4 protein-coding genes and 1 riboswitch are annotated in these 4,835 nt (G+C 65.2%); of the genes, 2 read left to right on the top strand and 2 right to left on the bottom strand.

All coding sequences use genetic code 11. The annotated features are described in order from the left end of the window. Positions 1-111 precede the first annotated feature (111 nt). Positions 112-190, bottom strand: a riboswitch (ZMP/ZTP riboswitch). A 50-nt stretch (positions 191-240) separates the two neighbouring features. Both DBR10_RS14695 and DBR10_RS14700 read right to left on the bottom strand, forming a co-directional pair. Further along, positions 241-1,878, bottom strand: a complete 1,638-nt coding sequence (locus DBR10_RS14695; protein WP_108556463.1) for a TadE/TadG family type IV pilus assembly protein — start codon at positions 1,876-1,878, stop codon at positions 241-243. A gap of 107 nt (positions 1,879-1,985) precedes the next feature. After that, positions 1,986-3,458, bottom strand: coding sequence for a TadE/TadG family type IV pilus assembly protein (locus DBR10_RS14700; RefSeq protein ID WP_108556464.1), 1,473 nt, complete (start codon positions 3,456-3,458; stop codon positions 1,986-1,988). Between the two features lie 126 nt (positions 3,459-3,584). On the opposite strand from DBR10_RS14700, the gene trmD reads away from it, so the two are divergent. Next, complete coding sequence (gene trmD, locus DBR10_RS14705) at positions 3,585-4,322, top strand: tRNA (guanosine(37)-N1)-methyltransferase TrmD (RefSeq protein WP_108489650.1); 738 nt, start codon at positions 3,585-3,587, stop codon at positions 4,320-4,322. Positions 4,323-4,326: 4 nt separating this feature from the next. Further along, a complete protein-coding gene (gene rplS, locus DBR10_RS14710; protein ID WP_108489649.1) occupies positions 4,327-4,719 on the top strand; it encodes a 50S ribosomal protein L19 in 393 nt (130 codons plus the stop codon). Positions 4,720-4,835: the final 116 nt, after the last annotated feature.

The raw sequence follows: 4,835 nt of genomic DNA on the forward strand, positions 1-4,835 counted from the left end.
GGATAGTCGGGGGCGGCGGGCACAGCGGGACTCCGGGTCTGGCAACAAGACGGTGAAGGAGCCCAGGCGCGCGGCAGCGGCAAACACGGCTTCCGGTCGGCGGACCGGGGTCCGCTCCGCCTGAAGGCGCGATCTGCGGTTCGGGCTCCCCGGTGGTTGCCCACCTCCAGCGCCAGTCACCCGAACGGGCGGAAAATACGGGGGAAGCCGGGGGAGTCAATGCGGCGGCCCGTCACCGGGCTATTTGGCGATCCGCAGGTTCTGGATCGAGCCGGCGATCGTGTTGAAGACGGCCGACAGCTGGGCCGAGTCGGTGACGTCATAATACTTGTCGGCCGAGGTGGCGCAGCCTTGCAGGACCGTCTTGGAATGGGTCGAGACCCCGACCCCGATCGCATAGATGATCACGCCCTTGGCCTTGGCTGCGGCGCAGGTCTTGGTCTGGCGGCTGTCCATAGCGTCCCGTCGCTCCGTGCCCGAGGCCCCGACGTCGAGGGCCACGTTGCTGGCGTTCTTCAGGCGCTTTTGCCAGACATATCCATAGCCGCTGTAGGTCGAGTCGTTGGGGTCACTGGTCTCGCTCATGACGTTGTCGCCGTCGGTGAGCAGCACAAGGACCTTGCTCACATTGCGCGTGCCATAGGCCGAGCCGTCCGCGAACGGGGCGTTGGGCGAGACCATGTGCCAGCCCCAGACCGTGCCCATGGCGACATTGGTGTTGCCGGTGGCGACCATCTGGTCGAGCTTGTCCTTGACCGTCGAGGCCCCTGAACTGGTGCGGACATTGGTCATGCGCAGCACGCTGGTGATGCCGCAGCCGTCATTGGGTCCGCTGGTGGTGGTGGTCTTGGCCCCGCTGGTGACCTTGGACTTGTTGCTGGTCGCATATTTGGCGACCTCGCCCTGGCGGATGAACCAGTCGCCGGAGCTGCTCTGGTCGTTGGTGATCCAGTTGTTGTTGGCCGAGTAGAAATAGGTCCAGCCCCCGGAGGTGTAGGTCACCGATTTGCTGTCCGGCTCGTCCGGCGCGAAATAGGGCACGAACAGCGAGGCCGGGATGGCGGTGCTGGGGGCGGTGTCGGCGATGTCGTAGGGGTCGGGCCGGCTCTCGACGCAGCCCGCCCAGCTGGTGCCGGTCTGGGTGTGCAGGGTGAAGCGGTTCTGCGGGGTGGCGAACACGTCGACACCATAGGCCGACGGCAGGGTCGGACTCAGCCAGTTGGCCGAGGCATTGGACGTGCCGATATTGACCGTCATCGAGAACGGCACCACGGCGATCTTTACGGCATCGGTTTCCGACGCGCGGGCCGCCGCCGCATAGAGGGTGTCGACCAGGTCCTTGGAGGCGTCGATCAGGGCGTTGATCTTGGTGCCGCCGCTGCCCAGGTTGCTGGCCATGGAGCCGGTATTGTCCAGCACCAGGGCGACTTCGAGCTTGTTGACCGAACGGACCACTTCCGAGGTGGCCCTGACCGTCATGTCGGACTGGGTCCAGAGGTTGGTGATGATCGGCTTGATCGACACCGTCACCGTGCCGATCACCTTGTTGTCCGATCCTGCGGCGAAGGTCGAGTTCGCGCCGGTCAGGCTGATGCCGAGGCCGGTGGTCTCGGCCAGGAAGGCCGCGTCACCGACAGTATCAAGGGCCGGGTCGGTCACGGCCGTGGACCGCGCGGCGATCAGGGTCGCGGCATCCAGGGCGTCCTGCAACTGGCGACGCTGCAGGCTGGCCCGGTTCATGTCGAGCAGGCCGAAGCTGAGGATGGCGAGCGGCAGGGCCAGGAAGGCGAACTGCACGGCCACCGCGCCCCGCTCGTCGCGGCCGGCGGCGTGCAGCCGGGTCTTGAGGCGCATCAGGCACGGGCGTCCGTCGATCATGGTTCCGCGCCTCCGGGAGGGAGTGTCGAACCTACGGGGCCAGAAATAACCAATTCGGAAAGCAAGATGGAAAACGCGCCGTAAAGGATCCTCGGTCCGGTTACAGACTATCGCGCGATATAGAGATTCCGAAGTGCGTCAGCAATGTTCTGAAATGCATCCAGAAGCTTCGCTGTGTCTGTTGCGTCGAAGTAATGCGCATCATCTGTCGCACAAGTCTTGAGAATGCTCTTGATGTTGGTGTCGGTCACGCTGAAGGCGACCGTGAAGACCTCGATTTTCTGGGCCTTGATATTGGCGCACAGCTCGGCCGTATAGGTGTTGGCCTGGGTCGCCGGGCTGTCCAGGTTCGGCGTCGGATTGACGTCATGCCGGCCGTTGCCGGCATTCATCAGCTTGGAATTGGCCCCGTCGGTCATCAGCACCATGGCCTTGCGTGGCTTGCGGTTCTGCCCCGAGGGATCATAGACGGCGGCATCCGTCAGGGGCTGGGCCGAGGACAGCATGTTGAAGCCCCAGGCCAGGCCCGACGGGATGTAGGTGTCACCCGTGGCGGTCAGGGCCGTGATCGCCGCCTTGACCGTGGACACCGTCTTGGTCAGGGGCGTGATGGGCGTGGCGCAGGTCAGATTCATGAACCCGGGATAGACGCGGGTGGAGTCGCTGTCGGACACGTTCTTGGGATAGGCGGGCGAACCGACGCAGCCGGAGAACTTGTAGGTGTTGGTGTTGATCTTGTCTTGCGTACAGGTCGTCACCGGCGTGATCGGCGTGGTGACGCAGTTGATGCTCCGGCTGCAGGTCGAGGCATAGGCCACCCCGTCCGTATACTTGGTGCAGGCATAGGTTTCGGTCTGGCAGGTGGTCTTGGTCGAGACCGTCGTGCATTTGCCGGGGGTGGTCGTCGAGGTTGAATAGTCGTCCGGAACGCTGATCCAGGGCTGGCTGCGGTTGGCGATCCCGACATTGACGTACTGGGCGAATGGAACGACGCCGATCTTCACATTGGCGGTGCCGCCGACCGTCAGCTTGTCCACCAGCGAGGTGGCGGCCGTCTTCAGGGTCGTCAGCTTGGTGCCGGACATCGAGCCCGTCGTGTCGAGCACCATCACCAGTTCGACCGGCGCGTCCTGGCCGCGCTTGACCGTCGTCGTGGCGGTGACCGTGACGTCGGCATTGGTCCACAGATTGGCGATGATCGGTTTCAGGTCTGCCTTGACCGAGGCGACCACCGAGTTTTCCGCGCCGTTGGCGAAGGTCGAGGATGCGGCGCTGAGGGGGATGCCCAGGCCGGCGAGTTCGGCCGCCAGGGCGGCATCGCCGAGCACGTCCAGTTCGGCGTCGGTCTTGGTGCCGGCCCGGGCCGCGATCAGGGCGGACGCATCCAGCGCGTCCTGCAGGTGGCGGCGCTGCAGGCTGACGCGGTTCATGTCCAGCAGGCCGAAGACCAGCAGGGCCAGGGGAATGGCGAGGAAGGCGAACTGCACGGCGACCGCGCCGTTCTCATTGGCGCCCAGGCGTCGGCTCAGGCGGGCCAGGGCCTCTTGCGGCGATCGGAGAAGGCGGGTCAGCCCGATCATGGTCTCTTTCCCCAGGGTTTCTGCCCTTCCTATGGCCCAGGGTTGGTGAACAAGCTGCCAACGCCGAACCCTGTTCTGCCGGGTGACGGCTTCGACAAGCGGCCCGCGGGGCGCTAAAGAGCCCCCATGCCGTTCACCGCCACCGTCCTGACCATGTTCCCCGAGGCCTTTCCCGGCCCGCTCGGCGTTTCGATGATCGGGACGGCCTGGAAGGAACAGGACCTCTGGCGTCTGGAAACGCTGGACATTCGGGGCTTTTCCAAGGATAAGCGCGGCTTCCTCGACGACACCCCTGCGGGTGGCGGCGCAGGAGCCGTACTCAAAGCGGACGTCATCGCCGCCGCGCTGGACAGCGTGGACGTCGGTGGGCGGCCGCTTTTGTATATGAGCGCCCGGGGTCGGCCCCTGACCCAGGCGCGGGTTCGGCAATGGAGCGCGACGCCCGGGATCATCGTCCTGTGCGGCCGTTTCGAGGGGGTGGACCAGCGGGTGCTCGACGCCCGGGGGTTCGAGGAGGTCTCGGTCGGAGACGCGGTCCTCGCCGGTGGCGAGGCGGCGGCGATGGTCGTGATCGAGGCGTGCGTTCGACTTGCCCCGGGGGTTCTGGGGAACATCGAGAGCACGCTGGAAGAAAGCTTCGAGGACGGCCTCCTCGAGCATCCGCAGTACACTAGGCCGCGGACGTTTGAAGGGCTGGACATCCCCGAGGTGCTGCTGTCGGGCGACCACAAGAAGGTCGCGCAATGGCGGTCCAGTATGCGTGAAGAAACCACCCGCGAGCGGCGACCCGATCTTTGGGAAGCGCATCTCGCCAATCAACAGGCAAAAGGCGGCCCGAAAACGGGTAAGCCCAAAGGAGACTGAGACCATGGCGATCAACATCATCAAGCAACTCGAGCAGGAAGAAGCTTCGCGTCTGCTGGCCGTACGGGCGATCCCGGACTTCCAGCCGGGCGACACCCTGCGCGTCAACGTGAAGATCAAGGAAGGCGAGCGCGAGCGCGTTCAGGCCTATGAGGGCGTCTGCATCGCCCGCGCCGGCAGCGGCATCCACGAGAACTTCACGGTCCGCAAGATCTCGTTCGGCGAAGGCGTGGAACGTCTGTTCCCGCTGCTCTCGCCGAGCATCGAAAGCATCGAAGTCAAGCGTCGCGGCGTCGTCCGTCGCGCCAAGCTGTACTACCTGCGCGACCGTCGCGGGAAGTCGGCCCGGATCGCCGAGCGCGTCGGCGTCCGCAAGGAAAAGGGCGCTGCCGAATAAGGCAGGCCCTGCGCTGATCGAACGAGGCCCCGGTGGAAACACCGGGGCCTTTTTCTTGGCCGGTTCCCGCCGGAACGGGCGCGCTCACATATTCGTGTACTTGCACTCATCTTGAC

The organism is Caulobacter sp. HMWF025 (assembly GCF_003060965.1).
Taxonomy (GTDB): Bacteria; Pseudomonadota; Alphaproteobacteria; order Caulobacterales; family Caulobacteraceae; genus Caulobacter.